The 26,144-nt window shown below is 62.7% G+C and carries 26 protein-coding genes; 13 read left to right on the plus strand and 13 right to left on the minus strand.

The window, feature by feature from the left end; translation table 11 throughout:
* Window positions 1–8: 8 nt before the first annotated feature.
* The 5 genes from ftsE to ACN0SO_RS11675 all read left to right on the plus strand — a co-directional run bounded on the left by ftsE (window position 9) and on the right by ACN0SO_RS11675 (window position 3,848).
* Window positions 9–668, plus strand: coding sequence for a cell division ATP-binding protein FtsE (ftsE, locus tag ACN0SO_RS11655; protein ID WP_417677779.1), 660 nt, complete (start codon window positions 9–11; stop codon window positions 666–668).
* A 28-nt stretch (window positions 669–696) separates the two neighbouring features.
* The gene (locus ACN0SO_RS11660) at window positions 697–1,731 is read left to right on the plus strand and encodes a cell division protein FtsX (RefSeq protein WP_417677781.1); all 1,035 of its coding nucleotides are present in this window, start codon (window positions 697–699) and stop codon (window positions 1,729–1,731) included.
* Between the two features lie 78 nt (window positions 1,732–1,809).
* A complete protein-coding gene (locus ACN0SO_RS11665; RefSeq protein WP_417677783.1) occupies window positions 1,810–2,541 on the plus strand; it encodes a YdcF family protein in 732 nt (243 codons plus the stop codon).
* Between the two features lie 45 nt (window positions 2,542–2,586).
* Window positions 2,587–3,372 carry a lysophospholipid acyltransferase family protein gene (locus tag ACN0SO_RS11670; RefSeq protein ID WP_417677785.1) on the plus strand — a complete coding sequence of 262 codons (786 nt, stop codon included), beginning with the start codon at window positions 2,587–2,589 and terminating at the stop codon, window positions 3,370–3,372.
* A gap of 98 nt (window positions 3,373–3,470) precedes the next feature.
* Window positions 3,471–3,848, plus strand: coding sequence for a hypothetical protein (locus tag ACN0SO_RS11675; RefSeq protein WP_417677787.1), 378 nt, complete (start codon window positions 3,471–3,473; stop codon window positions 3,846–3,848).
* Window positions 3,849–3,862: 14 nt separating this feature from the next.
* On the opposite strand, the gene ACN0SO_RS11680 is transcribed toward ACN0SO_RS11675, so the two are convergent.
* The gene (locus ACN0SO_RS11680; protein ID WP_417677789.1) at window positions 3,863–4,381 is read right to left on the minus strand and encodes a gamma-glutamylcyclotransferase; all 519 of its coding nucleotides are present in this window, start codon (window positions 4,379–4,381) and stop codon (window positions 3,863–3,865) included.
* A gap of 113 nt (window positions 4,382–4,494) precedes the next feature.
* Between ACN0SO_RS11680 and ACN0SO_RS11685 the strand changes: the two genes are divergently transcribed.
* On the plus strand, window positions 4,495–5,535 hold the full coding sequence (locus ACN0SO_RS11685; protein ID WP_417677791.1) for a DUF2125 domain-containing protein: 1,041 nt from the start codon (window positions 4,495–4,497) through the stop codon (window positions 5,533–5,535).
* A 25-nt stretch (window positions 5,536–5,560) separates the two neighbouring features.
* Here ACN0SO_RS11685 and ACN0SO_RS11690 read toward each other — a convergent pair whose 3' ends face one another.
* Complete coding sequence (locus ACN0SO_RS11690) at window positions 5,561–6,022, minus strand: GNAT family N-acetyltransferase (protein ID WP_417677793.1); 462 nt, start codon at window positions 6,020–6,022, stop codon at window positions 5,561–5,563.
* Between the two features lie 163 nt (window positions 6,023–6,185).
* Between ACN0SO_RS11690 and ACN0SO_RS11695 the strand changes: the two genes are divergently transcribed.
* Entirely contained in the window at window positions 6,186–7,094 is a 909-nt protein-coding gene (locus ACN0SO_RS11695; RefSeq protein WP_417677795.1) for a DMT family transporter, read from the plus strand.
* A gap of 2 nt (window positions 7,095–7,096) precedes the next feature.
* On the opposite strand, the gene ACN0SO_RS11700 is transcribed toward ACN0SO_RS11695, so the two are convergent.
* Window positions 7,097–7,825 (minus strand): hypothetical protein, encoded by a 729-nt coding sequence (locus tag ACN0SO_RS11700; protein ID WP_417677797.1) that lies wholly within the window; start codon window positions 7,823–7,825, stop codon window positions 7,097–7,099.
* A 245-nt stretch (window positions 7,826–8,070) separates the two neighbouring features.
* On the opposite strand from ACN0SO_RS11700, the gene ACN0SO_RS11705 reads away from it, so the two are divergent.
* Both ACN0SO_RS11705 and ACN0SO_RS11710 read left to right on the plus strand, forming a co-directional pair.
* On the plus strand, window positions 8,071–8,961 hold the full coding sequence (locus ACN0SO_RS11705) for an HpcH/HpaI aldolase/citrate lyase family protein (protein ID WP_417677799.1): 891 nt from the start codon (window positions 8,071–8,073) through the stop codon (window positions 8,959–8,961).
* A 15-nt stretch (window positions 8,962–8,976) separates the two neighbouring features.
* Entirely contained in the window at window positions 8,977–9,180 is a 204-nt protein-coding gene (locus ACN0SO_RS11710; RefSeq protein WP_417677801.1) for a DUF1737 domain-containing protein, read from the plus strand.
* On the opposite strand, the gene ACN0SO_RS11715 is transcribed toward ACN0SO_RS11710, so the two are convergent.
* From ACN0SO_RS11715 to ACN0SO_RS11730, 4 genes are all read right to left on the minus strand, one after another.
* The gene (locus tag ACN0SO_RS11715; protein WP_417677803.1) at window positions 9,174–10,199 is read right to left on the minus strand and encodes an ATP-dependent carboxylate-amine ligase; all 1,026 of its coding nucleotides are present in this window, start codon (window positions 10,197–10,199) and stop codon (window positions 9,174–9,176) included. The two genes, ACN0SO_RS11710 and ACN0SO_RS11715, sit on opposite strands and share 7 nt — an antisense overlap.
* A 23-nt stretch (window positions 10,200–10,222) precedes the next feature.
* Window positions 10,223–10,861 (minus strand): outer membrane lipoprotein carrier protein LolA, encoded by a 639-nt coding sequence (locus ACN0SO_RS11720; protein WP_417677805.1) that lies wholly within the window; start codon window positions 10,859–10,861, stop codon window positions 10,223–10,225.
* Window positions 10,862–10,940: 79 nt separating this feature from the next.
* A complete protein-coding gene (locus ACN0SO_RS11725; RefSeq protein WP_417677807.1) occupies window positions 10,941–13,655 on the minus strand; it encodes a DNA translocase FtsK 4TM domain-containing protein in 2,715 nt (904 codons plus the stop codon).
* The gene (locus ACN0SO_RS11730; RefSeq protein ID WP_417677809.1) at window positions 13,652–14,905 is read right to left on the minus strand and encodes an aminotransferase class I/II-fold pyridoxal phosphate-dependent enzyme; all 1,254 of its coding nucleotides are present in this window, start codon (window positions 14,903–14,905) and stop codon (window positions 13,652–13,654) included. Before ACN0SO_RS11730 ends, ACN0SO_RS11725 begins: the two co-directional genes overlap by 4 nt.
* Before the next feature lie 178 nt (window positions 14,906–15,083).
* Between ACN0SO_RS11730 and ACN0SO_RS11735 the strand changes: the two genes are divergently transcribed.
* The gene (locus tag ACN0SO_RS11735) at window positions 15,084–15,758 is read left to right on the plus strand and encodes an SGNH/GDSL hydrolase family protein (protein ID WP_417677811.1); all 675 of its coding nucleotides are present in this window, start codon (window positions 15,084–15,086) and stop codon (window positions 15,756–15,758) included.
* Window positions 15,759–15,761: 3 nt separating this feature from the next.
* Here ACN0SO_RS11735 and ACN0SO_RS11740 read toward each other — a convergent pair whose 3' ends face one another.
* A complete protein-coding gene (locus ACN0SO_RS11740; RefSeq protein WP_417677813.1) occupies window positions 15,762–16,025 on the minus strand; it encodes a DUF1674 domain-containing protein in 264 nt (87 codons plus the stop codon).
* 151 nt (window positions 16,026–16,176) lie between these two features.
* Between ACN0SO_RS11740 and htpX the strand changes: the two genes are divergently transcribed.
* The 3 genes from htpX to ACN0SO_RS11755 all read left to right on the plus strand — a co-directional run bounded on the left by htpX (window position 16,177) and on the right by ACN0SO_RS11755 (window position 20,536).
* Window positions 16,177–17,142 carry a zinc metalloprotease HtpX gene (htpX, locus tag ACN0SO_RS11745; protein WP_417677815.1) on the plus strand — a complete coding sequence of 322 codons (966 nt, stop codon included), beginning with the start codon at window positions 16,177–16,179 and terminating at the stop codon, window positions 17,140–17,142.
* A 142-nt stretch (window positions 17,143–17,284) separates the two neighbouring features.
* Window positions 17,285–18,658 (plus strand): 16S rRNA (cytosine(967)-C(5))-methyltransferase RsmB, encoded by a 1,374-nt coding sequence (rsmB, locus tag ACN0SO_RS11750; RefSeq protein ID WP_417677817.1) that lies wholly within the window; start codon window positions 17,285–17,287, stop codon window positions 18,656–18,658.
* Between the two features lie 126 nt (window positions 18,659–18,784).
* Complete coding sequence (locus tag ACN0SO_RS11755) at window positions 18,785–20,536, plus strand: heparinase II/III family protein (protein ID WP_417677819.1); 1,752 nt, start codon at window positions 18,785–18,787, stop codon at window positions 20,534–20,536.
* Between the two features lie 61 nt (window positions 20,537–20,597).
* Here the strand turns inward: ACN0SO_RS11755 and ACN0SO_RS11760 are convergent, their stop codons facing one another.
* The 5 genes from ACN0SO_RS11760 to ACN0SO_RS11780 all read right to left on the minus strand — a co-directional run bounded on the left by ACN0SO_RS11760 (window position 20,598) and on the right by ACN0SO_RS11780 (window position 26,143).
* A complete protein-coding gene (locus ACN0SO_RS11760; RefSeq protein WP_417677821.1) occupies window positions 20,598–21,914 on the minus strand; it encodes an NAD(P)/FAD-dependent oxidoreductase in 1,317 nt (438 codons plus the stop codon).
* Entirely contained in the window at window positions 21,899–23,242 is a 1,344-nt protein-coding gene (locus ACN0SO_RS11765) for an amidase (protein ID WP_417678222.1), read from the minus strand. Before ACN0SO_RS11765 ends, ACN0SO_RS11760 begins: the two co-directional genes overlap by 16 nt.
* Before the next feature lie 139 nt (window positions 23,243–23,381).
* Window positions 23,382–24,170: an ABC transporter permease gene (locus ACN0SO_RS11770; protein WP_417677823.1), complete on the minus strand. Its 789-nt coding sequence runs from the start codon at window positions 24,168–24,170 to the stop codon at window positions 23,382–23,384.
* Entirely contained in the window at window positions 24,167–25,006 is an 840-nt protein-coding gene (locus ACN0SO_RS11775; protein ID WP_417677825.1) for an ABC transporter permease, read from the minus strand. Before ACN0SO_RS11775 ends, ACN0SO_RS11770 begins: the two co-directional genes overlap by 4 nt.
* A gap of 78 nt (window positions 25,007–25,084) precedes the next feature.
* Window positions 25,085–26,143: an extracellular solute-binding protein gene (locus ACN0SO_RS11780; protein WP_417677827.1), complete on the minus strand. Its 1,059-nt coding sequence runs from the start codon at window positions 26,141–26,143 to the stop codon at window positions 25,085–25,087.
* Window position 26,144 lies beyond the last annotated feature (1 nt).

A 26,144-nucleotide genomic window follows, 5' to 3' on the forward strand; every position in this document is an offset into this window, starting at 1 on the left:
GGTAATGGGTGATCCGCTTCGAAAATGTCGGACTGAGATATGGAATGGGGCCGGAAATCCTGCGGGATTTGTCCTTTGAGATCGAGCCTCAGTCATTCCAGTTCCTGACCGGTCCGTCCGGCGCGGGGAAAACCAGCCTGATCAGAATGCTTTTCATGTCCCTTCGCCCCACGCGCGGCCTGATCAAGGTTTTTAACAAGGATCTGTCGGTCATATCCAAGCAGGAATTGCCGGAACTGCGCCGCAAGATCGGCGTCGTGTTTCAGGACTTCCGCCTGCTCGACCACCTGACCACTTACGAAAACGTCGCCTTGCCCCTGCGTGTGCTCGGCAAGGAGGAATCCGACTATAGGGCCGACGTGATCGAACTTCTCAAATGGGTCGGCCTGGGCGACCGGATGCATGTGCTGCCGCCCGTTCTTTCGGGTGGGGAAAAACAGCGTGCAGCCATCGCCCGCGCGCTGATTACCCGGCCGGACATGCTCCTGGCGGACGAGCCGACCGGCAACGTCGATCCGCCTTTGGCGCGCAGGCTGCTGCGCCTCTTTATCGAATTGAACAAGCTCGGCACGTCCGTCGTGATTGCAACCCACGATATTGCCTTGTTGGAACAGGTGGACGCACGGCGTATGGTACTGGCGGATGGCCGTCTTTCCATATTCGATTAACACGAGCTCCTGAGTGAGGCCTGCCGAGATGGCCACGGTGAAAAAACAACCGGCACGGAAAAAGATCCGGAACGCCGTGATGGCGCCGCGCAAACCCGCGCGCCCGAAACTGCCGCCCAAAAACGCCGAAGCTGGTGGCAGAGCTTCCGCCGACGAGCGGAAGCTTCGGCCGACCGCCGCGATCGTACCGCCGCAATCGGTCGCCGGGCGCGCGTTGACGCTCGTGGTCGCCATCATGAGCTTCCTCGCCTGCCTGACCGTTGGCGCGGTTTCCATCGTCTGGGACGCCGCCGACGCCTGGCAGAACGACCTGGTTCGCGAAGTCACGGTCCAGATCCGCCCGGCAGACGGCGTCGACATGTTGCGGGAAATCGACAAGGCCGTCGCCCTGACCCAGGAATTCGCAGGCGTCGGCTCTGTCCGTGCCCTGTCGGACGAAGAAACGAAAGCCCTGCTCCAGCCCTGGCTCGGCGAGGGACTGGTGCTGGACAGCCTCCCGGTTCCGCGGCTCATCGAAATCACGGTAGACGACCCGGCCGCGCTCGATCTCAACCAGCTCCGCCAGGCCCTGGAGAGCCAGGTCGCGGGGGCGAGCCTCGACGATCACTCCGTCTGGACCTCGCGCCTGTCCGCCATGGCCGGCGCGGTTGTTATTGCCGGATTCGGGATCCTGGCGCTGGTGATGGCCTCCATGGTGTTGAGCGTGGTCTTCGCCACCCAGGCGGCCATGGCCGGAAACAAGGATGTCGTATCCGTTCTCCACTTCGTCGGCGCCGAAGACAGCTTTATCGCGCGGGAGTTCCAGCGCCATTTTCTGCTTCTCGGCCTGAAAGGCGGGGTCACCGGCGGAGCGGTCGCGTCGCTTTGCTTCGTTATGCTCGACTTGTTCACGCGCGAGACAGCAGGGCAGGCCAGTTCCGACCAGTTGTCAGCCCTTTTCGGTTCCGTTTCGGTCAGCCTGCCGGGCTATCTCGGGGTCTTCGGCATCGTCTTTCTGGTTGCCGTTCTGACCGCACTTACCTCGGGACTTGCGGTCAAGGCGCATCTGGCGAAGGCCGATTGAGAAAATGGTCTTCGGCTTTTTCCCAAAAGTGACCCATTTTGCCCGCAAAAACGCCGAATCATCTATGATAATGTCGTTATGAGCAGTATGCGGACTGCCGATGACGATCGGGCGGAAGCCTGCAACGTCAGCGGCATGCAGACACAAGCCGAACCGTATTCGGAAAGCGGCATGCAGACACTGGCAGGAAAGATCCGCCGGCGCAGGAAGGGTTTACGCCTTGTCCTGTCACTCCTGTCCGTGCTCCTGGTGGCGACCGTGACGGCGTCCTTCTTCCGTTTTGCGGACAAGGTCGCCTCGATTTCCATGCCTGACGATAGCAGGGCCGATGCCATCGTCGTCCTGACCGGAGGAACCGAGCGCGTCTCTCATGCGGTTCGCCTTCTGGAGGAAAATCGCGCCGAACGCCTGTTGATCTCGGGCGTGCACCCGGGAACAACCGTCGCCCAGATCTCCACCATGACCGGCAGCGACAAGGCGCTGTTCGAATGCTGCGTCGATCTCGACCGTCTTGCGCTGAATACGGAAGGCAATGCCATCGAAACCGCAAACTGGGCCCATAAGCATGCGTTTTCCTCGCTCCTGCTGGTGACCAGTGCCTATCATCTGCCCCGCGCCGAAGTGGAACTGCAGGGTGCCTTGCCGGATGTGCGCCTGATCCCCTATCCGGTGCAGCCGTCCGGAATGGATCTGAAGTCCTGGTATCGCCAACCGGCGACAATCCGGCTTCTCTTGCGCGAATATGTGAAGTATACCCTCGCAAGCTTTCGGATCCTCGGCCAGAACGCCCTGCGCTCGCTTCGCTCTTGACGGACGTGGCCGGCAGGGCCCGCGCTCTTCATTGCCCCAGGTGCCATGCTTTTTCTGCGTTCCTCAATCTTCCAGATCCTGTTTTACACGGTCACCCTTGCCCTGATGGTCATCGGATCCCCGGTGCTCCTGCTGCCGCGCAGGTGGGGCTGGTGGATCGTTCCGTTCTGGGCCAACGTCATGCTGTTTCTCCTGCGCATGATCGTCGGCCTCAAGGTTGAGGTCCGCGGCAAGGAAAACATTCCCCAGGGCGGCTATATCCTTGCGTCCAAACACCAGTCGGCCTGGGAAACCTTCGCCCTGATCCCGCATGTGCCGAACGCGACCTATATCCTGAAGCGGGAACTGCGCTGGATTCCGATTTTCGGCTGGTATACGGCCAAATTTCAGCAGATCCCGATCAACCGCGGCAAACGCGCAGCGGCTCTGGCTGCCATGATCGAGGCCGCCAAGAAGACCATTGCCGACAAACGCCAGATCATGATCTTTCCCGAAGGGACACGGCGCCCGGTGGGCGCGGAGCCGCAGTACAAATTCGGCATCGCCCATCTTTACAAGGACCTGAACTGCCCGGTTCTGCCCGTCGCGCTCAATGCCGGGCTCTACTGGCCGCGCGCATCCTGGATCATCTATCCGGGAACGGTGCTTGTCGAATTTCTGCCGCCGATCGCCCCGGGTCTCGGGCCCCGCGCCTTTCATAATACCCTCGTCGACACCATCGAGACCGCATCCATCCGCCTGTGCGAGGAAGCGCGAACCACCGAGAAGCCCACGCCCATGCTCTCCGTCTACGACCGGAACCGGAAGGCCGCGAACGCGGAAGCATCATAGGATTGCGCTGAATCGTTTCGATTCCCATATGAAAGAACAAGCGGCGAACGCGTTCAATTCGGGTTTGTCAATGTTCCTCTTATGTTCTAAGATGCGGCATGTCTACGACGTCAGTTACCGGTTCCGGTTCTTCTCCCGGCTTTCTGAGCGGGCTCGCCCAGGCGGAGCGTTATCGCTATTTCGCCGGCCGTGGCGGACAACGCTATATCTTCACGAAAATGTCCGTCGCCGATCTGGAGGATTGCCGGCAGGCCGTCGTGATCCTGCTCGAAAAGACAGACCCCCGGTCGGGGAAAAGAAAGAGCGATCGTCCCGTCTGGCTCGGAGAGATCGACCGGCACGGCAAGCGTCACGGCCCGCGCCTCACCAAGGGCAGGCTGGCAAGGTCGGATGTGTTCGTACATCTCCTGGCGGAAAATGCCGGAATGCGCCGTTCGATCCTGAACGACCTGTCGTTCCCGGAAGAGGCTGAATAGTCTGCGACCGCAAATCAGCCCTTCAACTGCTCGGCGAGCCAGCCGACGTTATGATCGACAATCCCCAGCTCTTCCAGGTGCGCCGCGGTGCTCAGCACGTAATCCGGATTGCGGCCGGATTTGCCGGCTGCACCGATAACGATGCCAAGCTGGTCAGCCAACGGCAGGGCACCGGCATATTGCGGATGCCTGCGGTCGACGACATAAGTCAGTGCGTCTACGGTTTCGCCGCCGCCAAGGGAAACCTTGCGCCAGCTTTCCAGATAGACGCCGGTCACCTGTTCGCGCGCCCTCAGGTAGGCGATGGTCTCTTCCCGGTTGCCGCCGTGAACCCGAAACGCCATCCCCCGGCAGGCTCCGCCGTGATCCAGGCCGAAGACAAGGCCCGGATTTTCCTCGGTTCCGCGGTGGACCCAGGAATAGACGCAAAGCGATCGATGCGCCCCGCGTAACAGGGCCGGCTGCGCCATGTCGTGGTCAAAGCCTGGATTCCACATCAAAGATCCATAGCCAAAGACCCAAAAATCGCTCATATCCGTCCGTTATATCGTCAGTGTTGCCGCTCACATAACAACGGCCGGCGGCCCGTGCAACGGGAGGGACCCGGCCACGGCAGATTTTTGAAGCAGGATCGCAGGAGACCGCCTTGAGCGCCGGACAGAAAAAAAATCTGAAATTCCGCTATACGCTGATGGTGGCAGCGGTTGCCGTTGTGATCGCAGCCTGGTCCGGCGGCTGGTTTTATATTCGCGGCCTCGTGGATCAGCGGATCACTTCCGAGCTCAGCGTCCTCAACGGGTCGGGCAACCGGATTGCCTGCGGTAAACGGGAAATCGCCGGATTTCCCTTCCGGTTCGAAATCGGCTGTCTCGAACCGGTCATCACCGACGCCTCCGGCCTGACGGTTTCGCTGAAGCGCCTGGAAGCCGTCGCCCTCGTCTACAATCCCTGGCACGTGATTCTCCAAGCGGACGGCCCGGCTTCCGCAGGCCTCCCGTTTGAAGGAGAAGCCCTCTCGGCCACCTGGACATCGGCGCTTTCAAGCGTTCGGGTATCCGGTAACGGCATTCGCAAGTTCGATGCCGCCGTCAAGGATTTCGATCTCGCATCGATCGGCGCCGACTTCGGCGGCCTCAACGCCAAAACGGTCGAATTTCATGCCCGACCGGTTCCCGAGACACCCAATGCCATCGAGGTCTTTGCATCGGCGGGCGGACTGCAGATCGAACAACCGGACGGGATTGGCGCTCCGGTCGATGCCCGTGTGCACCTGCGCCTGGAAAACGGCCTCGATCTCTTCTCAGGCGCGCCGCTGGCCGCGCTTCCTCGCGATGACGACGGATTCCTTCCCGTCGATCTTGTCTGGATGTCGTTGAAATCGGAACTGACCGAAATCACCACAAGCGGTCAGCTCCGGCTGGCGGTCGATGGCACCCTGTCGGGGAAGGTCGATCTGATGATCAAGGGCATAGATCAGTCGGACAACCTGCTCGCACGCCTGTTTCCCGCTGAAACCGGCATCCCGGCAACATTGAAGGGAACCGCCATGGCCTTCGGCGTCCGCGAAACGAACCCCGAAGGCGTGGAAGTTACCCGGCTGTCGCTGACGATCGACCGCGGCGCGCTCCGGGTCGGGATCGTGCCGCTTGGCATCACGATCCCCCCGTTTGCCGCAGGTATGTCTTAAGATCCCCCGTCCTGGGGTACAGACCCTAGTCGCCGGCGATCCGGTCGATCGGAATCACATAGCTCTTGCGGTGGTCGGGCTCGGCGATCTTTTCATAGAGCGTCACGGCGGGAACGTTCTTGCCCGGAACCAGCCAGCGCAGATGGAGCCAGCCGCGGCTCTGGCCTTCCGCCACCAGGGTTTCGACCATCTTGCGGCCGATACCCTGCTTTTGGAAATCCGGATGCACGTAGATATCCTCGAGCTGGCCGACGCGCAGGCCGGTGATCAGTTCCGGCAGGTCGAAGAACACCGCAAAGCCGATGAGCCGGTCCTCCCGATACGCTCCGATCACCTCGGCCGTCTTGTCGGCGAGAATGCGTTCCGCATAGTAGTCGTCGGGACGCCGCGGGGCGCCGCGTTTCAGAGCCTGGGCATTTTCGGCAATGAGCGGTGCAAGTTTATGGGCCTCGTCGGACCTGATGGCCCTGATGTCCGTTTTGCTCATAAGATCTCCGGGAGCTGATCGGTATTGAAAGCGCAAGATGTCCCGAAACGCGACCGACAATCAAGCGCCCCGGTAAAATTCCGGTTGCGAATTGGCACGCATGTCCGCCATATGCTCCGGCACTGGGCCGAAGGAACCTCCAACCCGAAGGAAACGCTCATTCATGTCAGCTCATGCCGTCCGGCTGCGCGCCACACTTGTCGGATTAAGCGCTATCCTGATGTGGGCGACGCTCGGCTTGTTCGGCGCCGGCTCGGGCAACGTTCCCCCGTTTCTGCTCAATGCCCTGTGCTTCGGCCTGTCAGGGTCTCTGGCCATTCTGTGGCTGGCCTTGAAGGGAAACCTGCGTCTGCTGCGCCAGCCGTGGCGGGTCTGGGCGTTCGGTACCCTGGGGCTTTTCGGCTTTCACTTTTTCTATTTCACGGCCATCCGCAACGCTCCGCCGGTCGATGCCAACCTGATCAACTACACCTGGCCACTCCTGATCGTGGTCTTTTCCGCCTTTCTGCCCGGCGAGAGGCTGGGACTGCATCACGTCATCGGAACCGTCCTGGGGCTGGGTGGCGCGGCGCTCCTGATCACAGGCGGTGAGGGCCTTTCTCTCGACGGCGGCTCCGCGCTCGGTTACGGCGCAGCCGTCACGTCGTCCCTGTTCTGGTCCTCCTATTCGGTCCTGTCCCGCCGGCTGGGCAGTGTGCCGACCGAAGCCGTCGCCGGTTTCTGCCTGATGACGGCCCTCCTGTCCGCCCTCTGCCATGTCTTTCTGGAACAAACCGTCTGGCCCGCCGATACGACCGAATGGGCGTCCGTCGCCGCTCTCGGCCTGTTTCCGGTCGGACTTGCCTTTTTCACCTGGGATGTCGGGGTCAAGCGCGGAGACATTCAGGTGCTGGGCGCTGCGGCCTATTCCGCGCCGCTCCTGTCCACCCTGCTTTTGATCGTCTTCGGTTTCGGCGCCTTTACGCTTTCGATCGGGCTCGCCTGTATTGCCATTACGGTCGGTGCAGTGATCGCGGCCAAGGACATGATTTTCCGCGGGTCCTCCCGGTCCGCACCAGCACCTGAAGCCTGACCCTATTCCGGTGCCCGCATACCTTCCGGCGGAAGCGGAGCATAGAAATATTCGCCGTCATCATGAACGGTCAGGCCGGTCCGGTAGGTCATGTGGATGTCTTCCGGCGCGCTCCCGGTCTTGTCCTTGAACAGATAGAGTGTCACGGAAACATTTTCGGCGGGCAGGTCGCGGTAATGCGTCAGGGAAAGAACGGCATCCAGCTGCTCTCCTGCCTCTACCTGAGCTTGGCGTTCCAACTCGCCCGAAAAGGTCTGCACATCCTCGGCTGAACGCCCCTGGATATGAGCCGCGAACCGGCCGGAAAACCGGAATTCAAGGGTCAGCCGGGCCCGTTTCGGCGTTCCGTCTGCCGGCTCCAGCCGCCATTCCACCAGCCGAACGGCATCCGCATAGCCCGCCCGTGCCTCCAGGTGCGCCTGCCGGGCGTTTGCCGCGAGATAGGATTCGACGCCGGAATAGATGAAGAAGCCGGCGATCACGACAACAACGGCAACCGGCGCGCTCGTGACATGGGTCCAGACCGGCTTCGGCTCCTTCAAAACCAGCAGCAGGCCGGTGGAAACCGCGATCTGGGCAATCAGCCAGAACACATAGACGGAGACAAAGGCTCCGCGCATGTCGACCGGCAAGGGACCGCCGCGTGGCGCGAGCAGATACAGGTCAAGCAACAGGACCGGCCCGACCAGAAGAGCCAGCAGACCTAATGCGATCAAATGGGTCCGCCACATAACCCCGTTTTCCCTCACTGCGGAACTGTCCCGCCGCAACATGCAACGGTTTCAGGGTCCCGCCCCCCTGATGCTACTCCTGATACCGCACGGAATTGCCGGAAACTGTGATGCGCAACAAGCTTTTGCGTAACCTGGCGGAGGCTTATCTCCGCACGTCCGTCTTCCACCCTTAGATGAATTCCATCCCGCATCGCCTTCCTCTAAGTTGGCTGCAAACAGCTCCGGTACAAAGAGACCCTCCGATGACGACATCCATTCGCCCGCGCCGTTCCGCCCTCTACATGCCCGGGTCCAATACCCGCGCGCTGGAAAAGGCAAAGAGCCTCGACGTCGACTGTCTGATCCTCGATCTTGAGGACGCGGTCGCACCCGACATGAAGGCGGAAGCCCGATCCCAGATCGTGACGGCGGTTCAGGGTGGCGGCTATGGCGACCGCGAAGTCGTCATCCGCATCAACGGCCTGGATACGGCCTGGGGGGAGGACGATCTCAAGGCGGCCATCGACGCGAAACCCGATGCGATCCTGATCCCGAAGGTCAATAGCCCGGCCGACCTGGAGCGGGCCGCCCACAAGCTGGCGCTCGGCAACGCGCCGCAGAACGTCAGGCTCTGGGCGATGATGGAAACGCCGCTTGCCATGCTCAACGCCGCCGCCATCGCCGCCTGCGGCCGGGACCCGGAAGTGCGCCTGTCCTGTTTCGTCATGGGCACCAACGATCTCGCCAAGGAAACCCGTGCGAAACTCAATCCGGGCCGGGCGGTGATGATGCCGTGGCTGATGACCTGCGTGGCGGCCGCCCGTACCGGTGGCATCGATATTCTCGACGGCGTCTACAACAATTTCTCCGACCTGGACGGCTTTACCGCGGAATGCGCCCAAGGGGTTGAAATGGGTATGGATGGCAAGACCCTGATCCACCCGAAGCAGATCGAGGCCTGCCACGCGGCCTTCAGCCCGTCTGAGGAGGAAGTCGCCTGGGCCCGGAAGATCAACGAGATCTTCGCCCTGCCGGAAAACGCCAGCAAGGGTGCGATTCAGGTGGACGGCAAGATGGTCGAGCGGCTACATGCGGACATGGGCCTGCGCGTCATCGCCATCGCCGATGCCATCGCATCCCGTTCCGAAGCCTGAGAAGAGACGGATATCATGAGACTTTACCGCTTCATCACCGGTGTCGATGACAGCGAATTCTGTCATCGGGTCACCCAGGCGCTCAACAAGGGCTGGGAACTGTCCGGCTCGCCGTCTCTCACCTATGACGCGGCCCGCGGCCGGACCATCTGCGGCCAGGCGGTGATCAAGGACGTTCCCGGCGAATACGCACCGGACATCAAGCTCGGCGATTATTGAGCCGTAAGCCGTCGTTTGACGGCGTCGAACACTTGGCAATAGGCGGCTTCGGCAACGGCTGCCTGTTCGGCCCCGAGCCGGTGCAGCTGGTTGAGGCCGGGCGCGGCGTTGACTTCCAAAATGGTGTAGCTGCCTGCCGGATCGGACAGGTCCCGCGCCAGCATATCCACGCCGAAATAAGTCAGGCCAAGAACTTCGCCGGCCTTGACCGCGATTTGCTTGAACGCGCCGCAAAGCCCGTCGGTCACAATCGATCCCGTCCCCCCGGACGACAGATTGGCCGCCGGCAAGAGACGGACCCTGCGTCCGGTTTCAGGTACGGAGTCCAGGTTCAGGCCCTGTTCGGAAAGCTCGCTCAAGAGTCGCCAATCCGCCCGTGTCTGGCCGGGCATGTTCGCCAGCAGAGCCTCGACCGTGCGGGCTCCGTCTCCACGAACTTCCGCCGGACGGCGCTCGATAGCGCAAAGCACCCTTCCCTCCAGGACGACGACCCGAAGATCGAGTCCCGAAACCGCTTCCTGAACGAGCAGGTGAGCGTGGTGCTCGAACAAGCGAATCAGAGAGGTCTCGAGCTGATAGAGGCTTGAGACCTTGACCACATCGACCCCTTCCTGGCCGTCGTTGGGCTTGACGAAAACGGGAAATCCCACCTTTGCGGCGAAGCTTGTCGCCTGATCCGGACCGGTCATTTTTGCCGCCCGCGCCGGGTTTTTCCGGCGTATGGCATCGATCATGGCCGGAGCACTGACAAGAACACCGCGTGGAACGTTAAAACCCGCCTGCTTTAGAAAATGTGCGGCATAGGCCTTGTCGCGGGCAATCTCCGCGGCACCCAGGGAATTGAGATCGAAATGGGTTCCCTTGAACCAGGACCGGTGCCCGTTCGGCGCCTCGATGTAGCCTGCATGGCCGACCTCAGGATCGATTTCGAGCCGCAGGCCGTTCTTGGCGCAATAATCCGCCAGGAGCCGGGCCACGAGAGGGGTCGGCCCGGCAGCGGTGTCAGCCTGCTTCGACAAGGCCAGGATATCCTGTCTGTGGCCTAGTCTCGGCCCTGCCGGGCGTTCGCCAGGTAGTCGATCTTGAACAGGTCCGGATTGGTCGGGCCGTTGGCAACGACATTGTAGACGGCGACAGAGGTCTCATAGCCCTGCGCATCACGCACTGTCCACTGTTTCAATTCATAAGTCTTGGCATCGAAGATCAGGGTCAACACGCCGGAATTGAAGGTCGTCTGGTCAGTCAGGGTCACCGTCACCAGGTCGTCTTCGACCAGGACGTTGGTGATGTTCGTGTCCTTTTGCAGATCGATGTCGTCCGCCAGAAGGAAACGCAACGGTGTCTGGCTCAGGGGCCAGATGTCCTGGGTTGCCATCTTCCGGTCCTTGACCGAGACGGACTTGCCGTCCGCGATGATGTCGAGCTTCGCCGGCGGATTGTAGTAGAAGCGCACCTTGCCGGGCCGGGCGATATAGAATTTACCGTCCGACTGGCTGCCTTCGGGGCCGAACTGGACGAAATCGCCGTTCATGGTTTTGACGGAATTGAAATAGGCGTTCACATCCTTGAGGGTCTTTGCCTCGTCGTCGCTGAGCGCAAGAGCCGGACCGCCGGCAATGAGCGCGAGACCGGCGGCGACAAGCAGCGTCTTCAGGACAAATGCGAATTTGCGGATCGGCATGTCGTTTCCTGCATCGGTAATGTGGTTTGTTCCTGCCCGTTTAGCCTGTTCTTGTGGCAAAGCTTGGGCATTCCATGACCTAAAGATCGTCTTCCACCCCATTCTGCACAAGGATTTCCCGTTTTCCGGCATGGTTTGCCGAACTGATCAGGCCTTCCTGCTCCATTCGCTCGATCAGGGAGGCGGCGCGGTTGTAGCCGATCGACAGCCGGCGCTGGACATAGGATGTCGAGGCCTTCTTGTCCCGCAGGACGATGGCAACGGCACGATCATAGAGGTCGTTGCCTTCGTCCCCGCCGGCAAGACCCCCGTCATAGGGGCTGTCCGCCTCGTCCTCTTCCTCTGTGACCGCTTCCAGATACTGCGGCGTTCCCTGGACTTTCAGGTGCGCAACGATCTCTTCGACCTCTTCGTCGGAAACGAACGGCCCGTGGACGCGCTGAATTCGGCCGCCGCCGGCCATGAACAGCATGTCACCCATGCCGAGCAGCTGTTCCGCGCCCATTTCGCCGAGGATCGTGCGGCTGTCGATCTTGGACGTCACCTGGAACGAGATACGGGTCGGGAAGTTCGCCTTGATCGTACCGGTGATCACGTCCACCGAGGGACGCTGGGTCGCCATGATCAGGTGAATGCCGGCCGCGCGGGCCATCTGCGCAAGCCGCTGGATCGCGCCTTCGATATCCTTGCCCGCCACCATCATCAGGTCGGCCATCTCGTCGACCACCACGACGATGTAGGGCATCGTTTCGAGCGGTAGCTCCTCTTCCTCGTAGACCGGCTGGCCGGTATCCCGGTCGAAGCCGGTCTGGACGGTACGGGTGAAGCTTTCGCCCTTTTCGAGCGCCTGCTTGATCCGGGTGTTGTAGCCGTCGATATTCCGAACGCCGACCTTGGACATCTTCTTATAGCGGTCCTCCATCTCGCGGACGGTCCACTTCAGGGCCACCACGGCCTTCTTCGGATCGGTCACCACCGGGGTCAGCAGGTGCGGGATACCGTCGTAGATCGACAATTCCAGCATCTTCGGGTCGATCATGATCAGCTTGCAGTCGTCCGGCGTCAGCCGGTAGAGCAGGGACAGGATCATGGTGTTGATCGACACCGACTTGCCGGAGCCGGTAGTCCCGGCCACCAGCAGGTGCGGCATGCGGGCGAGGTCCGCGACGACGCTTTCGCCGTTGATCGTCTTGCCCAGCGCGAGCGCCAGCTTGGACTTGGATTTCTCGAAGTCCTGCGCGGCCAGCAGCTCGCGCAGATAGACCGTTTCGCGTCGGGAATTCGGCAGTTCGATACCGATCGCGTTCTTGCCCGGAATGACCGCGACACGGGCCGAAATGGCACTCATCGACCGGGCGATATCATCGGCAAGGCCGATCACGCGGGACGACTTGATGCCCGGCGCCGGCTCCAGTTCGTAAAGGGTGACCACGGGACCGGGGCGCACCTCGATGATTTCGCCGCGCACGCCGAAATCCTCCAGGACGCCTTCCAGGATCCGGGCGTTCTGTTCCAGCGCGTCGGGCGACAGCCCGGGGATCTTGCCGCCGGATTTGGGTTCGGCAAGCAGGCGCAGGGGCGGCAGTTCGTATTCCTCCGGCGCGCCGAGGAAAGACGGCTGCGCCTCGGCGACCACCCGCTTGCCCTGTTTCGGCCGGGGGGCCGGCGGAATCACACGGCCGGGTGCCGCTTCGGGCTTCGGTCCGGCAATGCCGACCGGTGCCGCTGCCGGACGGTCGGAAACGGGACCCTTGTTGATCAGGAGATCGTCCGGTTCGAAATCCTCGCCTTCGTCGTCTTCAAAAATGTCCTCTTCCGGGTCGTCATGAGGCGCCGCGCGGCCGCGCTCATAGAATTCGGACAGTCCGTCATCGTCGTCCGGCATCAGCTTGCCCGCGAGGGCGCGGCGGAACGCATGCAGAGTACCCCGCTGGCGCGTATCTTCCGGTTCGTAGACCTCGTCTTCCTCGTCCCAGTCTTCCTCATGGGCCTGCCGGCCCATGGATCGTCCGGTGAGGCGGCGAACAAAGGAATATGCCATCAGCGACCAATGGCCGAGCAGACCCAGGGTGGCGGCCAGGAATAGCCCGACGCGCGAATCGCCGCCGTCCTCGTCATCGAGCCCGAGATCCTCTTCCAGCGACTTGCCGTGGCCCATTGCCTTGGCTTTGCTGCCGGCCGCTTCCATGTCCGCTTCCGTACGTCCGAACAGTCCTGTCGCGGATACCAGGAGGAAGATGGCAGGCAATCCGAGACCGAGCACACCGATGATGGTCGCTGCCCCTTCAGTGAAGTTGCCGGTAATCATTCCGGGAACGGAATGTACCGCATCGCCGAAAAATCCGCCCAGTCCGGTCGGCAGCGGCCAGCTTTCGGGAACCGGGAGGGCGGCCAGTGCGCCGGCCGCCAGAACGGAACCGGCAAACCAGTAGACGAGCCGCCTGCGGCCGATGCGCAGCGCATGGCCGGCAAGCAACCGCCAGCCCCACAACACAACGGGTACAAGAAAAACGGCGGTGGCCAGTCCGATGGTCTGCATCAGGATATCGGCGATAACCGCCCCCGGAGTGCCGAGGGCGTTCCGCACCGGCTCTTCCGTCGCATGGTTCAGGCTCGGGTCCGTGACTGACCACGTCGCCAGTGCGGCCGCCAGCGCGGCGGCAAACGCAATTACACAAAGCCCGCAGAAACCGGCAACATTACGTTTCACAAAGCGCTTGATCGGGCTCTGCGTGTCCAGCAAGTCGATGGAGGCGCGCCGCCCGTTGCCGCGCATGGCCGTTGCCCGTCTCATGCCCCGTTCCCCGTTGTCGTGTTTCTCAGTGTCTTGTCTCCGAACCAGTTCGCCAGCCGTTCAAGGGCCGTTTCCGTTATCTCAAGCGGCGCGCACAGACCGACGCGGATATAGCTCCGGCCCGGGTTTGTCCCGTCGGCCTGATCGGAGGCCAGGTAGCCGCCGGGAAGAACCTTGACGCCCACATCGCGCCAGAGATCGCGGGTGACCGAAACCGAATCGCCCCAGCGGGAAATGTCGAGCCAGAGGAAGAACCCGGCCTCCGGCGTTACCGGTCCGAGGATTGGCGCAAGATACCGTTCGGCGGCGGCGAATTTTTCGTTGTAGAGCCTGCGGTTTTCGATCACATGCGCCTCGTCGCCGTAGGCCCGCACCGCAACCGCCTGGTTGGGCAGCGGCACCTGGGGGGCTGCGAGACCGCGGAACTTTGCCCATTTTTCAAGGAAATCCGGATCTCCGGCAGCAAATCCGCAGCGGAGACCGGCCAGATTCGACCGCTTCGAAAGGGAATTCAGGACGATGATCTTCTCGAGCCCGCCACCGAGATCCTTTGCGGCTTCCAGAATACCCGGCGGAGGCGTATCGCGGTAGATTTCCGAGTAGCACTCGTCGGCAAAGATGAAGAAGCGGTGCTTGCGGGCAAGGCCGATCAACCGTTTCAGATAGCCGATATCCGCAATCGACCCTTCCGGATTGGTCGGGGAGGCAACGTAGAAGGCAACCGTCTGATCCAGCAGGCGCGGATCGAGGCTGTCGAGATCCGGCAGGAAGCTATGCCCTGCCACCGCGTCGAGCAACAGGCTCCGCGCATCCGCGATATGAGCGGCAGCCGCATAGGTCTGATAGAACGGATTGGGCAGGATCACTATCGGGTGGTCGATGTCTTTGCCCAGCTGGTCCCGCGCCGCGATCGCTCCGAACGACAGGCCTTCCCGCGATCCGTTGAGCGGCAGGACACCCCGGTTCCGATCGATCATACCGTCCAGGCCATAGCGCCGGTCCAGCCAATCGGCGACCGCACCGCGGAATTCCGGCGTTCCGCTGATCGGCGGATAGCGGCGGAAATCCGCCAGGTTCTCCATGAGAACCTCGCCGGTAAAATCGGGAATCGCATGCTGCGGTTCTCCGATTGTCATGACGATGGGCGGCATGCCGGGTTCCTCGCCGTCGAGCAGGGCGGCAAGGCGCTGAAATGGGTTTGAGTCCGGCAGGGCGGCACCGCGCCGGTAGCTGGCAATGGAGGCAGTCATGAATGTCCTGGCCATTCGATACGCGTAACTGCCCTACCCTAGCCGCAGCTTGGTAAAGCGCTTGTTAACCACGGCCTTTCCGCAAAACAACCGAACAGGAAAATTCACTGACTTGCTGGACGGTTCACGGCTGATTAAGGTCAGCCGTAAATGACTGTCAGAAGAAGGTCTTTTGAAAATGAGCCAGTCCGGCGAACCGGTCAGCGTCGTCTGTTTCGGCGATTCCCTGACCTGGGGCTTCAAACCGGGTGAGCGCACCCGTTATGGCCACGACGTCCGCTGGACACGGCTTTTGCAGAAAGAACTCGGTGACGATTTTTACGTGATCGAGGAAGGCCTCAACGGCCGGACGACGGTTTTCGAGGATCCGGTCCGCGGCGACAAGAACGGCCTTGCCCATCTCGCGACGGTCCGCAAGACCCACATGCCGATCGATATTCTGATCATCATGCTCGGCACCAACGACCTGCAGACCCGTTTCGGCATGAGCGCGGGCGCCATCGCGCACGCCATGTCCCGCCTTCTGGATTTTGCCCGCCAGCCGACGGACGATCCGGAGGGGCGCGCGCCGAAGGTCCTGCTCATGTCCCCGCCGGCGCTCGGCGATTTCTCCGAATCCCCGCTGGAGCCGATGTTTTCCGGCGACGCGAGCCGCGCCGAATCGGAAAAGCTGAAGGACGAATACAAGCGGATCGCCGCCGATTACGGCGCTGCTTTCTTCGACACCGGGTCCGTGGTCAAAGTCAGCAAGGTCGATGCGGTCCACCTGGATCCGGACATGCAGCAGCCGCTCGCGGAAGCAATCGCCGGAGAGGTCCGGACGCTTGCCTGGAAGGACGGGGATTCGGACTAGACCCTAAAAATCCGAGGTCAGTCCCTTGATTTCCCAATCGTCGTAGCGGGTCGGCTCAAGACCGCCGCGGCCGTTGAGTTCCTTCGCCATTCCCGCCTGCTTGGCGTCAATGTCCTTCCGGCGCGCTTCTGCTTCCTTCAGCGCCCGTTGGGCGGCCGGCGGCAGGTCCTCGAAGCGGCGCTTCGGGGCCTCGTCCACCTGCGTGCCGAGAGACGGCGCATCGGCGGCAACCTTGAACTCCGGATTTGCGTTGCTGTCCCCGGCCATCGCGGTACTCCCGATTTCTCCGGATCTGCCCCGCTTCCAGCTTGAAGGAACCGCGGAACATCCCCATTTCTAACTCGACATGAGGCTATATAAGGCCTCGCTCCCAATTGCAAAAAGGACCGTGCCCGCAAAGCACGACGGAAAAGACGAGATGAACTACATCAAGACGGCAATGCTCCTGGCGGCAATGACCGCCCTGTTCATGGGCATCGGCTTTATGATCGGCGGCCAGAGCGGCATGGTGATCGCGCTGGTGATCGCCGCCGCGATGAACATGTTCAGCTACTGGAATTCCGACAAGATGGTCCTGCGCATGCATCATGCGCAGGAAGTGGACGAGCGCACAGCGCCCGAATACTACCGCATTGTCCGGCAGCTGGCCGCCAACGCCGGCCTGCCCATGCCGAAGGTCTATGTGATCGACAACCCCCAGCCGAACGCTTTTGCGACCGGACGGAATCCGGAGAATGCTGCTGTCGCGGCAACCACCGGTCTGTTGAACATCCTGTCGGCGGAAGAGGTCGCCGGTGTGATGGCCCACGAGCTTGCCCACGTGAAAAACCATGACACCCTGATCATGACCCTGACGGCCACCATCGCCGGTGCGATTTCCATGCTGGCGAATTTCGCGTTTTTCTTCGGCGGCAACCGGGACAACAACAACCCGCTCGGTTTCGTCGGTGTGCTTCTGGCGATGATCGTCGCACCGCTTGCCGCAATGCTGGTCCAGATGGCGATCTCGCGAACCCGCGAATATGCCGCCGACCGCATGGGCGCGGAAATCTGCGGCGAACCGATGTGGCTGGCGTCCGCCCTCCACAAGATCGCGGGCGGCGTGGAACGCATTCACAATCCGGACGCGGAACACAATCCGGCGACCGCGCATATGTTCATCATCAATCCCCTGTCGGGCGAACGGATGGACAACCTTTTTTCCACCCATCCGAACACGGACAACCGCATCAACGAGCTGCGCAAGCTCGCGGCTTCCGGAATGAGCGGCGGCGGATACGGCCGGACCCGCGGCGGTTACGATGCCGAACCGGCGTCCCGCACCACCGGTCCCTGGGGAGCCGCTCCTCGGGAACCTCGCCGCCCGAAAGGCCCGTGGGGCTAGAAGCCCGCCGGAAGATACCAGACAAGAAAGCGCTTTTACGAAACGAAGCCTGCGCTTATGATCAATGTATGCACGCCGCGGCCGGCAATCGGTCGCGGCGCTTCTCTTTTTCGCTTCAAAAGCACAAATACCGGAAACGTCCTTGGCAAAGCCAATCCCCCCAAAACAAAAACAAAGCGCGCAAAAAGGCGCTGACAACCGAGAAAAGCCCGGATTTGCCGCGCGAAAGGTCGCCGCGGACATTCTCGGCAATGTGGTTCACAAATATCGCCCGCTCGACGGGGAGCTGGACACGGCGTCGGGCCATTCCGGTTTTCGCGCTCTGGCCGTCAACGACAGGTCCCTTGTGCGCGCCATCGTGGGCGCGGCCCTCCGCCACCGGGGGGAAATCTCCGAAATTCTGAACCGTCTGCTCGACCGGGATATTCCGGAGAGGACCGGGCGCGTCCTCGACATTCTCCATGTCGCCATCGCCCAGATGCTCTATCTCGATGTTCCCGACCGGGCGTCTGTTTCCCTGGCCGTCGATCACGCCTCCGTCGACAAGCGCGCACGTCCTTACAAAGGCCTCGTCAACGGCGTTCTGCGCCGGCTTGGACGGGAACGGGAGGATGTCACCGCCGATCTCGATGCGGACCGGCTGAACACGCCAGACTGGCTGTTCGAAAGCTGGACCGAGACCTACGGCGAAGACCGGGCCCGCGCGATTGCCGCCGCCCACAAGCGGGAAGCAGCCCTTGATCTCACCGTAAGGCAGGACCCGGAAACCTGGGCCGAACGCCTTGAGGGTGCCGTGGTCGCAGCCGGAACGGTGCGGCTGTCCCGCAAAGGCGCGGTCGACAAGCTGGAAGGTTTCGAAGAGGGCGCCTGGTGGGTGCAGGACGCGGCCGCCTCCCTGCCGGCAAAGCTTCTTGGCGACGTAACGGGCAAACGGGTCGCCGACCTGTGCGCGGCGCCCGGCGGCAAAACGGCGCAGCTTGCCTCTGCCGGCGCAGAGGTGACCGCCGTCGACATTTCCAAAAGCCGCCTGAAGCGGGTGAGCGAAAATCTTGCCCGGCTGAACCTGACGGCGGAAATCGTCGCATCGGATCTGCGCGAATGGGAACCGTCCGAGCCTTTCGACGCCATTCTCCTCGACGCGCCCTGCAGCGCGACCGGAACGATCCGCCGCCATCCGGACGTTGCCTGGATCAAGCGGCCCAGGGACATTGAAAAACTGGCCGAAATCCAGGCGGAACTCCTGCGCCGGGCGGCGGGTTGGCTGAAACCCGGCGGCTTACTGGTCTTTTGCACCTGTTCCCTGGAACGGTCCGAAGGGGAGAGCCAGATCGATGCATTCCTGTCGGAAACGACGGGTTTCGAGGTGGTCCCGGTCCTTGCCGACGAAATCGGCGGGCTTTCCCAGTGTATTACGCCGGACGGCTACCTGAGAACGCTGCCCTCCCATCTGACCGACACCGAAAACATCCCCGGCGGGCTGGACGGTTTTTTTGCGGCACGGTTGAAACGGCTTTAACGGCGCTTAAACCGTTCATTCCCTAATAATTGAAATGATTTGATAACCTTACCGTTTGGTATAAGCCTCCGTTGAAAGGGATTTCGGTATTCGCGCGTGCGTTCATAGAGTTGGCGGGTTTCCCCCATGACCATGGATACCGTCCTGGAAAAAAGCCGCATTTGGCGGCTGATGGCGCACTATGCCTGGCAACGCGGCCTCAGGTGGCTGCACGGCGGGCCTTTCTTCCGCCTGCAGCCCATGTCAAGGGCCCCGCAACGGCTGACGATCGCACCCCAGGACCTGCGCACGACAGATGCCACCAATGCGGCCGACATTTATGGTGGGCGGTTTCTGTTTTCCGGTCATCTGATCGAAACCCAGGGCCTTTCCCCGTTCGAAATCATGCCGGCGCACCCCGACTGGCAGCGCGAGCTGCACAGTTTCGGCTGGCTGCGCGATCTGAGAGCTTCCAACAGCCAGGTCGCACGGCAGAACGCCCGGGCGCTTGTGGACGACTGGATCAAACACTGCGGCCGGCGCCACGCCATCGGCTGGGAAACACCGGTCGTGGCCCGGCGGGTCATGTCCTGGCTCGCCCAATCGCCGTTTCTCCTGGAAGACGGCGACCACAACTTCTACGAACGCTTCCTGCGGTCCCTCGGACGGCAGGTCAAATTCCTGCGCAAGACGATCAACGAGGCCGATGAAGGCGTCGAGCAGCTTCATGTCGCCATCGCCATCACCGCCGCCAGCGTTTCCATGGCCGGGCAGGGGCGTTACATCCGCCAGGCCATCCGGCGGCTCGATCAGGAATTGAAAACACAGATCCTTCCCGATGGCGGACACATTTCCCGCAATCCCAGGGCCATTATCGACATCCTTACCGATCTTTTGCCCGTCCGGCAGGCTTTGGTATCGCAAGGCCTCGAACTGCCGGCGACCATGCTCCAGTCCGTCGATCGCATGATGCCGATGATGCGGTTTTTCCGCCATGGCGACGGCGCCTTCGCTCATTTCAACGGTATGGGATCCACGCCGAACGACCTTGTGGCAACGATCATGGCCTATGACGATGCCCGCGGCGCGGCACCGTCGAACGCCCCCCATTCCGGTTACCAGCGGCTGACGGGCGGAGAAACGGTCGTGCTCGCGGACACGGGCAAGCCGCCCGACCTCCTGCTGAGCGAGGACGCTCATGCCGGCTGCCTGTCCTTTGAATTTTCCAGCCGTCTCAACCGGATCGTCGTCAATTGCGGCGTCTCGCCCAAGTCGAACGATCTCTGGCGCAAGGTAAGCCGCTCCACCGCCGCCCATTCCACGGCAACGATCGAGGATACGTCCTCCTGCCGCTTTCTGTACGACCGGTATCTGAAACACTGGCTGGGCGCTCCGGTCATGTCTGGCCCCAAATCCGTGGAAGTCGACCGCTCGGACGATGACGCCGGCATTCACATCACCGCCTCCCACGACGGATACGCCCGGGAATTCGGCATCATTCACGTCAGGGACCTGCGGCTGGCCGGCGACGGGACCGTCCTCGATGGCATCGATACGTTCACGCCGGTCGGGCCGGTCGATCCCGATCACCATTATGCGATCCGCTTCCATCTCCATCCGCAGGTGCGGGCCAACCTGCTGCGCAGCGGAACATCGGTTCTCTTGATCTGCCGGGACGGCGAGGCCTGGGAATTCGATGCGCCGGGCTCCGAACTGTCCCTGGAAGAATCGATTTATCTTTCCGACGTCTTCGGCCATCGCAAGACGATGCAGATCGTTCTGTCGGGCCGGTTGGGAGAAGCCCCCGCCCAATCCTGGCAATTCCGCCGAACCGCCGTCGCCAAGCCCGGTCCGCTGGAAACCGAGATGGAACCGGAAGCAGAGCTTCCCTTCGATTAGAGCCTCAGTCGACAACCCGTTCGCCGAACGCTACGCCGAGAATGCCTGACGGGCGCCGCGTTCAGCCCTGACGCGTGTCCAGCCAGTCGCGAACACGCTGGTAACCGGACATCAGCGGCAGGAACCAGGGCGTCTGGCGATAGAGGGGAGCCGTCGGGAAATCCAGGTTCCAGAAGGCCGAGGGCGGCCTCCTCAGCATCGCCTCGCCGGCGCGATGGCCGAGATAGCTCAGCATCGCCACGCCGCTGCCATTGCAGCCGAGCGCATAGGCAATGCCGTCGCGGCGGCCGAGATGCGGCATGAAATCGAAGGTGAAGGCGATGGTGCCGGTCCAGGCGTGACTGATCGATACGGCCTCCAATTCCGGGAAAATGGCGACAAGGCGGTCGCGCAGGTCTTCCGCCACCGATGCAGGATCGCGCTGGCGCAAGGTCGCGCGTCCGCCGAACAGCAGGCGCCGACCGTCCGGCGTCGGCCGGAAATAGTTGAGCAGCCGCCGCGTATCGGCATAGGTGCGGCGCTCGGGCAGCAGCCGGTCCATCATCCCGGCTGGCAGCGGCTCGGTGACGACGATGTAGCTGGCAGCCGGGATGACCCGTCGTCGCAGCCACGGCAGCAACATGCCGGTATAGCCATTGGTGGCGATGAGGACATCCTTGCAGCGAATGGGTCCGCGCGCGGTCCGGATGACCAGGGCCGCACCCTTGCGTTCGATGCTTTCAGCCGCGGCCCCCGACACCAGAGCCGCGCCCTCCGCGCGCGCCAGCGCGACCAGGCCGTGCATATAGCGTGCCGGGTGAAGCTGGCCGGAACGCGGGATCACCATGCCGCCCCGATAGGCGGTCGAACCGATCTCGCGTGTCTGGTCGGCGCGCGCCACCAGATAGCCGCCAAGCCTCTCGGCCTTCTCGCCCAGCCCGTCGTAATGGCGTTGGCTGACCGCGCCGACGAACCGGCCGGATCGGCGATAGAATGCGTCGAGCGGCAGTTCGCCGACACGGGCTTCGAGAAAATCGAAGGAGGCGGCCGCTTCGGCACGAACGGCGGCGAGCAGGTCCGGCGCGAGGGTGCGTTCCATGGGCGAACGCACCGCCGAAGAAGACCCCTTGCCGAGATTGACGCCGCTGCTCACATGGCCGGCATTGCGGGTGCTGGCGCCACGGCCGAAATCCGTTGCCTCGAGCACGGTGACGTCCATGCCGCCACGACAGAGGGCGATCGCCGCATTAAGACCCGTGAAGCCTCCGCCGACGACCACTACGTCCGTTGTTTCGGGCAGGGGGTCGGGACTCGGTTCGGGTGGCGCATCCTCCCACCAGAAGGGGATAGTGGAAATGCCCCGCCCGGCGGCGGCGCCTGTCGTCAGAGCGTCGGCCATTCGTCCACCCAGGGATGGCGGGCCTCGCAGGCAGCGGCGATGGCGATCAGCCTTTGCTCGTCGAACCAGCGACCCACCACCTGCATTCCGGCCGGCAGACCGTCCTGCGTATAGCCCATCGGGATCGACATGGCCGGATGGCCGGTATGGTTGAAGGTTCCCGTGTAGCCATACCAGTTGGCGCGCAGAGGCCCGGCCAGCTCGTTGTTGATGGTGATCGGGTCGTCCTGCGTGTGCCGGAAATGGGGCGGCGGGGCGGAAACGGTGGGCGTGACGATCACGTCATACGGCTCGAACAAAGCCTGCACCCGGCGGAAAAGGCCAGAGCGTAGGCCCGGTGCGGCCTGCACGGCGGCGAGATCCTGATGCGCCGCCTCCTTGAGCGCGGCCGTGAGGACAGGATCCAGAACATTCTCATGGGCCTCGAGCAGCCAGCCCAGCCGGGCGCGCTGATAGGCGCGCATGGCAGTCAACTGGCTGGCCTTCGACCAGTCGAAGTCGTCCGGACCCTCCGAGATGTCCGCACCTTCCGCCTTGAGGAAGGCAAGGCGCGCGTCGAGCAGCGCCTCGACGTCATTGTCGACAAGCCGGTTGCCCATGCGGCGGAAGACCAGCACCTTCAGCCCCTTAAGTGCGCGATACGGGTTTTCGGGCACAGCGAAGACGGCGGCCGGCCGGCCAATCGACCAGGGGTCGCCGTCGTCGGGACCGCTCATCGCGGTCAGGCCCGCCGCCATGTCGGCGACGGTGCGGGTCGCAAGGCCCAGATTGACGAACGTCGAAAACAGTTCGATCGCGGTTTCGTTGGCGACCCGGCCAAGCGTCGGCTTGAGGCCCAGGACGCCGCAAACTGCGGCAGGGATGCGCGACGAACCGGCGCCGTCGGTGGTCATGCCGAGCGGGCCCATGCCCGCGGCGACGGCGGCCGTCGCCCCACCGCTCGATCCGCCCGGCGACCGTTCGAGATCCCAGGGATTGCGGGTGTAGCCATGGCGCGGGTTGTTGGTCAGCGCCTTGATGCCGAATTCGGGCGTATTGGTCTTGCCGATCAGGATGGCGCCGGCTTGGCGCAGGCGCGCGACCGCGACGGCGTCCTTGTCGGGCACGTTGCTCGCGAAGACATGCGAACCGAAGGCCGTTTCCATGCCGGCCGTCTCGACCAGGTCCTTGACCGAGAAAGGAACGCCGGCGAGCGGACCGGGATCCTCGCCGCGCGCGACCGCTTCGTCGACGGCGGCCGCGCCGCGCAGTGCCTGATCGGGATCGACCGTGGCATAGGCGTTGACCCTGCCGTCGACATCGGCGATGCGGGCAAGCACCGACTCCATCACGGCGCTGGCAGAAAGTCTGCCGGTGCGTACCTCCGCCGCGATCTCGGCGGCGCTTTTCATCCAGTGGGCCGTATCCTGCGCCATCCGGTTTCCTCCTGTTCCTGCCGGTCGGTCGTTCCGTGCGGGCATGATTGCATCAATCGCGTTCGACGAAGAATTCGATGCCGACGAACCGGTCGAGCACGAAAACGAGCAACATCGTGAACAGCACCAGCGTTGCCGAGACGGCGGCAACCACCGGGCTGGCGCTTTCCAGGACCTCGCTGAAGACCTGCACCGGCAGCGTCATCACAAAGGGGCCGACCAGGAACATGCTTACAGTCACCTCGTCGAAGGAGATGATGAAGCTGAACAGCAGCGAGGTGATGAGGCCGGGCCGCGCGGCCGGCAGCGTGACCAGAAAGAAGGTGCGCAGCGGGCGCGCGCCGAGGCTCATGGCCGCCTCTTCCAGGGACGGGTCGGATTTGCGCAGCGAGGCGGCTATGGGCCGGTAGGCGTAAGGTATGGTGAGAATGCAGTGGACGAGCACCAGGCCGATGAAGGAGCCCAGCCAGCCGATTGTCGAAAGGATGACGATCATGATCACGCCGATAGCGGCATGGGGGAAGATCAGCGGGGTCAACAGTGCCGTTTCGTAGGCAGCGCCGCCGCGCATGCCGCCGCGCACGATCGCCCAGGCGGCGGCGAAGCTGGCCGCTGTGCTGACGAAGGCCGCGATGAACGCCAGCAGCGCGCTGGTGCCGAGCACGGCCAGCCAGTCGGCGGACCCGAGAAACTCCACATACCATCGCAGCGACAGGCCGGGGATGGGAAAGGAAAGGTAGCCGGCCGAGGTGAAGGAGACGATCACCACGATGACGATGGGCAGCGGCAGGAACAGAAGCGTGCCGATCCCGACGACGCGCGATAAGGAAAGCCGGGTCATCGCGACACTCCCTCGCCATGGCGGTGGTTGATGCGCCGTTCGAGCCATTGCAGCGGCAGGACGACGGCAAGCGCGGTGATCAGCAGGACGGTCGCGAGCGCGGCCGCCTTGGGATAGTCGAAGAAATGCATGACCTCCTCGAAGATCTTGGTGCCCAGCATCGTGTTCTGGAGGCTGCCGAGCATCAGCGGCGTGACGATGGCACCGGTGGCCATCAGATAGACCAGCGTTACGCCGGTGAGGATGCCCGGCATCGCCAACGGCAGGATGACGTTTCGGAAGCTGTGCAACGGTTTGGAGCCGAGGCTGGCGGCCGCCTCTTCCAGCGTGCGCGGAACCTGCATCAGCACCGACAGGATGGCGATGATCATGAAGGGCGCGAGCACATGGGTCAGGCCCAGGACGACGCCGAACAGATTGTACATCAGCTTGACGGGGGCATCGGTCAATCCGATCGCCGACAGCAGCCAGTTGACCATGCCGCGCGGACCGAGGATCACCATCCAGCCATAGGAGCGCACGACGATGCTGACCAACCAGGGGAAGATCACCAGCATCAGCAGGAAATTGCGATTGGCGCGGTTGCGGGCGATGAAATAGGCCGTCGGAAAGCCGATCAGCAGGCTGAAGAACGTCGTCAGTCCGGCGATCAGCAGCGTGCGGGCCAGCATGTCGAGGTAATCCTGCCGTTCGAGAAAATCACGATAGTGCTTGAGGTCGAAGGTACCGTCGATGACCACCGACGCCTTGACCAGCGCCAGCAGGCCAATGGCGAAAATGCCGATCAGCGCGGCGGAGGGCAGAAGAAGCAGACCGGTTGAGAGCTTGCGGTTCATTTTTCCAGACGGGCGTTGGAGAGGAGGCGGACGGGCGGCGGCCGGATTCGGCGGCCGCCTTTGTCTTGTGTAAGGGCCTTACAGTTCGGCCATCATCTTTTCGATGGCGTCGACGCGTTCCTTCTGGTGCCGGGCAATGAAATCCCAGTCCGGCTGGTAGAGCTTGGCGCGCAAGTCGTCGAGGGGCATGCCAAGCTTACCGACGATCTCGTCCGTCGCCTTGGCATTGTTGTTGCCCGGGATGTAGCCCGACAGCGCGACGCCGCGTTCCTGCGGCGCGGCGCTGGCGATGTAATTGAGCCATTTAGCCACCATGTCACGGTCGGCGACGCCTTTCGGCGCGACGATGACATAGGGGAGCAGCAACGCGCCTTCGTCCGGAATGACGATCCGGACATAGTCGGCGCCGGCCTCGTTCAGGCTCCATACGCGCACCGAATAGAACGGCATGGCCGCCACTTCGCCGCGTTCCAGCATGGCGTTTTGCTGGGCAAGCGAACTGGCGACGCTCAGCATGTTCTTCGCCGTGCCCTTCAGCAGTTCCATGCCGCCGTCGATGTGGAATTCGTTGCCGCCCATCGCCTTCGACATGATCGTCAGGTCGTAGGTCGAGAGATAGATCGGCCGGGTCAGGCCGATGCGACCCATCCATTCGGGATCGGCGAGGTTTTTCCACGATGAGAAGTCCTCGACCTTGGCCTCGTTGGCGTTCATGCCGATGCCGTAATAGGCGAAATAAGGCGTGACGCCGGCCAGTTTTCCGTCCGGCGTGGTCAGCCAGTACTTCTTGTCGATGTTCTGCATCTCGGGCAGTTCTTCGGGGTCGAAGGTCTCGACCAGGCCGTCGCGCATCAGGTTGTTGGCCTGAACATAGGTGCAGATGCCGCTGTGGTATTGCGGCGCGCCGGCCTGGGCACGGAACTGCGCTTCGGGGTTCGGAATTTCGACGATGCGAACGTCGGTACCGGTATCGGTCTGGTAGGGGGTTGCGAAGGCCTTCTGCCAGGTGTCGCCGACGCCGCCGCCCCACGAGGCGTGCAGGATCGGGCCCTCGCCGGCGCGGGCAAAGCGCGGCAGTGTGGCCAGCGGTACCGCCGCGGCGGCCGCCCGGATGAGTGTACGCCGTGTAAGCTTCATG

This window comes from Roseibium sp. (assembly GCF_048260565.1).
In the GTDB taxonomy this organism is placed as follows: Bacteria; Pseudomonadota; Alphaproteobacteria; order Rhizobiales; family Stappiaceae; genus Roseibium.